General features: G+C 48.4%; 4 protein-coding genes. All 4 read right to left on the bottom strand.

Features of this window, described 5'->3' with window-relative positions; all coding sequences use genetic code 11:
• The coding region (locus Q0241_RS13145) for a DUF3726 domain-containing protein (RefSeq protein ID WP_299378198.1) at positions 1–185 on the bottom strand (185 nt) is incomplete at its 3' end.
• On the bottom strand, positions 185–1,879 hold the full coding sequence (locus tag Q0241_RS13140; RefSeq protein WP_299378195.1) for a hypothetical protein: 1,695 nt from the start codon (positions 1,877–1,879) through the stop codon (positions 185–187). The genes Q0241_RS13140 and Q0241_RS13145, both read right to left, overlap by 1 nt.
• A 72-nt stretch (positions 1,880–1,951) precedes the next feature.
• Positions 1,952–3,511 carry a BCCT family transporter gene (locus tag Q0241_RS13135; RefSeq protein WP_299378193.1) on the bottom strand — a complete coding sequence of 520 codons (1,560 nt, stop codon included), beginning with the start codon at positions 3,509–3,511 and terminating at the stop codon, positions 1,952–1,954.
• A 112-nt stretch (positions 3,512–3,623) separates the two neighbouring features.
• The coding region (locus tag Q0241_RS13130; RefSeq protein WP_299378190.1) for a membrane dipeptidase at positions 3,624–4,228 on the bottom strand (605 nt) is incomplete at its 5' end.

The following is a 4,228-nucleotide window of genomic DNA, read 5'->3' as shown; positions in this document are numbered from 1 at the left end:
GGAACCTCGGGTGAATTGACATAACCAGAATTCAATGCCTGAAGCACCGCGCTTGCCCCATCTTCGCCGAGCGCAATCAGGGCAGCGCCGGAATGTGCTATATCTTCGGCATGCCCCGTTGGGAACCCTGCCCCAAGCGCTGCTTTTCTCAGTTCGGAATAGACTTCATTGAGCGAGCGCAGCATCAGGCCGTTTCCAAAACGGGCAACCACCAATCATCAGCATCTTTTGAAGTATCCAGAATATCGTCTGGAAGGGCTGCACCTTGAAACATGGTAATGCGTGTCCACCGATCAGACTTTGGATCGAACTTGGACGCTCCGAAAAATGATAATTTGCATCTTAGCATGTCGATTGGCAGACATTTTTCTCCGACCAGATTATCGCGGATTTCAGCGTAAGGAAATTTCGCAACTGTCTGGATGCGGCGAACGATATGACGATGTTGAGGAAAGCGCATCAAGAATTCTGCAGTGCATTTTTGACGGTCGAATTTGGCGATGTCTGCACAAAGTGCTTGAACCTGTCTGGCAATGTCGTGAGGAAGCTCCAGTTCTGCACCGGCTTCATCGAAGCGATCACCCAAACGCGGTTCCAGTTTTTCCTCTGAAACATACCAGAACTGTTTGCAATTAGCTGGCTTATCGACAGCCAGATCAAGCGCCCATTGGTAGGATTCGTTGATAATTTCCTCTAGGCCGGCAACCGACATGGCAGGGTCAAGGCGCGGCGATAAATCACTAGCCATGCAATCTGTCAGGCCATCCACCAGTTCACCATGCGGCTCAAGAACCAAAGCGACCACCAGTTCCTGGGCTTCAAGCGACCATTGTCCTGACGCCTCAATCAATCGGCTGAACGGTGACAAATCTTCAAGAAATTCAGGCGAGCAAAGCGCAGTGAGTTCTTGCCATTCCTGCTTGAGAATTGATACGCGGTCAGCCTGCTGCGTGTCAGGAACTTTCCACTGTTCTAGATGTGCGCTTACCCGCTTGATCAACTGAACGGTTCGTTCAACACTAGCCTTGCTTGCCTTTTCAATCGCGCAAACGCGGGCCAAGGCCGTTTCGCGCACCATCATCCAATTGTTCAACAAGATAGGATGGCTGACCAAGAACGGCGCCATGCCCAAACCTGTCGAATTGCCAATTCCCAAATGCCGTTTGAGCCGCTTGTTCAACTTCACGGCTTTTTCAGGCGCCATCGCCTGCGCAACATGCTCCACCAGATCATGGGTGAAGTTTCTGATCAGCCAGACGGTTAGCATCTCGGCTTGAAACGGGCCACTAAGCCCAGGTCGACTTTGTATTCTGGTACGATCAGCAATGCCGAATTTACCATTGCCATAGACCGCGGTTGTGCGCATCAGATAACCAACTTTATTCAACTCAGTTTGATCTGGCTGTCTGCCCGCAGCAAGTTCGCTGACGACATATTCAAACAAACGGACGCTTTTATTTGCTCGCGAGAGAACAAGCTCGCTCTCCAGACACCGTCCAGCTTCCTGTTTCGGGACATTCTGCGACAGACGCTCGATATCATCTTCACCGATCACACCGTCATAAAGAGCAAAAGTGGTGTCCCAGGCTTCGGCAATAACACGATCAGACCGCTTTGCTGGATCAAGATCATGGGCAAAACAAACCATGCTATAGCTGCGTTCAGGCCCCTTTGCCACATAAACGGCAACGCCTTCACCCTGTTCATTAATACGCCAGATCGGACATTCAAAGGTCCAGTTATCACGCTTCAAGCGACGCATAACAGCGCGCATAAAGCTCAATCTCGTTTGATGGAAAGAGCCCAGACGATCCAGTTTCATGACCTGTTGAGGCGGTCGGAGTGAAATTGAATTTGTGCTATGTAGTTGCGAAGTCACACAAACCTCCAATGAACGCTATAGTTATTCAGGGAAGAAACCTTATCTTCCCTGAATTCATGACAAAACGACCTAGGCTTCTGCTGTAATCGGTGTTGTGCTTTCCCGATCACGTTTTTCCAGAATACCTGCAATCTGTGGTGCTGCCCACAAAGACGGTAATAGCACCAGTGAAACTGGAACTGCCGTTACAACAATAAAGGATTGCAGCGCACTAACACCCCCTGATCCCAACGAGATCAAGATGATTGCCATAACGCCCATTGCAATACCCCAGAACACACGAACAGATGTGCTTGGTGTATCGCTATCTGACATCGCAACAGAGATACAATAGGTCATTGAATCACCCGTTGTTGCGACAAAAACAGTCGTCAGGATAAGGAACAGAACAGAGATCAGGAACCCGGCAGGAAGCTGTTTGGTAATCGCCAACAATGCCGCAGGCAGATTAAAGCCTTCAAATGCCCCAGAAACAGAACCAGGGTTAGCAATTTCGAAAGCAATGCCTGAACCACCCACGATGGTGAACCAGAAACAGGTCACGATTGGTGCAACGATTGACAGCATGATTACGATCTGACGAATAGACCGTCCACGAGACACACGGGCAATAAACATTGCCATCAGCGGACCATATCCTAGGAACCAGCCCCAGAAGAAAACGGTCCACCAGCCAAGCCATCCACTTTCAGCACGGAACATTGCCATCGGGATAAACTTGTCAACATAAACGCCGAAACTATGAACAAAACTATCAACGATAAAAGCAGTCGGTCCAAACAAGAACATGAAGATCAACAGCGCACATGCCAAGATGACATTAAATCGGCTGAGAATTTGAATACCTTTGTTGACACCTGTAACAGCAGATACCGTATAGATCCCAACAAGCACCGCAATCACCACAGCCTGAGAGGTAAATCCATCTGAAAGGCCAAAGAGATCCTGAAGACCATAACTAACCTGCAGACCAAGGAAACCAATTGGACCAACAGTTCCGGCAACAACTGCGATAATACAAGATGCATCAGCAATAAGACCTATTGGTCCTTTAAGAGCACGTTCTTTAAAAACCGGATAAAGCAGCGTGCGCGGAGCAAGTGGCAAGCCCTTCTCGTAATGATAATACATCAAGACGACAGAGGTTAAAGCTCCCAAAATTGCCCATGCCAAGAAGCCCCAGTGCATAAAGGCCTGTGCCAATGCAGGATATGCAGCTTCAGGAGTTTTCGCTTCGACACCGAATAGAGGTGGAGGGGAAAGAAAATGTGCCATTGGCTCACCCGCGGCCCAAAAAACACCGCCGCCAGCTAGCAAGGTACACATAATCATGGCACCCCATTGAAAAATGGTAAACTCTGGCTTATCCATTTTTCCAAGAACAACAGAACCACGCCCACTAAAGGCCATAAAAAGACCAATAACAAACGTGAGCAAAAGCAATACCTGCCAATAGGCACCAAAAATCTGTACTGACCAGCCAAAACCCGCATTGACCAAATCTTTTAAAAGATCAACATCAATCAGTGCCAAGCCGCAAAACGCCGCAATAAAGCCGCCGGTAACAGCAAAAAGAGGGATATTCACCCCTTTGAGAACACTGTCTCCAGTTGTTGACGTATACGCCATCTAAGTTACTCCCTAAGTATCATAATCAAGCAGCGCGAACGGTTCCAATGTTATCCCCATTGGTTATCCTCTTCCCACTGTACTAATGGTCAATTATTAGACCTGTTGCCTCTTAAGGCTGTTGAGGGCCAAACGAGTTTTCGTAGAATGAAAACCAGTTCATTCCCATAATCCGTGCTGTTTCTTCTTGTGAAAAACCAACATCCCGCAACCCCGCCGCAAGGTTGGGGAAATCTCTGTTATCTCTGAACCAGTCTGGCATTTCAGGAAAACCGGGGTTGGACGCTGATCCCTCTCCGTAATCGATTGTCTTGGTCCATCGGCCAACACGCATCCATTCAACAATAGAGTCCGGTTGGTCCTGACAAAGATCACTGCCGATACCGATGCTTTCAACACCGATCATTTCGGCCGTTTTTGCGATCATCGTACAGAAACCTTTTAGTGTGCAGTCACTCTTGCCTTTGAGATGATGAGGATAGAGTGAAAACCCGATCATGCCGCCAGATTGTGCCAATGCTTTCAAAACCGTATCAGATTTATTACGCAATGCCGGGTGCCAGAAGTTTGGATTGGCATGGGTAATTGCAATCGGACGCTCGGAAATTTCAATAGCTTCAAGTGTTGAACGTTCCGCAGAATGAGACATATCAACCACTAGGCCAACACGGTTCATTTCCTTGATTACCTGCTTGCCCATCCGGGTAATCCCCGGAT

The organism is uncultured Kiloniella sp., from assembly GCF_937128705.1.
Taxonomy (GTDB): Bacteria; Pseudomonadota; Alphaproteobacteria; order Kiloniellales; family Kiloniellaceae; genus Kiloniella.
Note: the sequence above shows the minus strand (reverse complement) of the source record. Positions and strands in the feature narration are given on the sequence as shown.